The sequence below is a fragment of the Paraburkholderia sp. EG304 genome, from assembly GCF_046543485.1.
Taxonomy (GTDB): Bacteria; Pseudomonadota; Gammaproteobacteria; order Burkholderiales; family Burkholderiaceae; genus Paraburkholderia; species Paraburkholderia youngii.
The window spans coordinates 1-325 of sequence record NZ_JBKGUA010000401.1; the positions used below are offsets into that span (position 1 = coordinate 1).

A 325-nucleotide genomic window follows, 5' to 3' on the forward strand; every position below is an offset into this window, starting at 1 on the left:
CGCCGCGCTTGCTGATGCCCAGCAGACGCGGCGTGCCGCCCGAAGAATGCTGACGCGGCACCAAACCCAGCCATGCAGCAAGTTCGCGGCCGCTGCGAAAAGATCCGGCGTTGCCGATCGAGGCTGCAAGGGCCGACGCGGTAAGTGGCCCGATCCCGGGTATTGTTTCGAGAAGCCGACCGGGCGCATCCGTGCGACGGATCGCGCGGATACGACCTTCGAGCTCAGCCACCTTGCTGCCAAGTTCGCGCAAGTGCTCGACGAGCATCTGGATTAACGCCCGGAACGGCTCAGAATGCCCATCGTCACGAGTGGAAAGAGCGGC

At 64.6% G+C, this 325-nt stretch carries 1 protein-coding gene; it reads right to left on the minus strand.

Features of this window, described 5'->3' with window-relative positions:
* On the minus strand, positions 1-325 hold a 325-nt coding region (locus tag ACLFKU_RS44480), incomplete at both ends, for a transposase (RefSeq protein ID WP_410853484.1).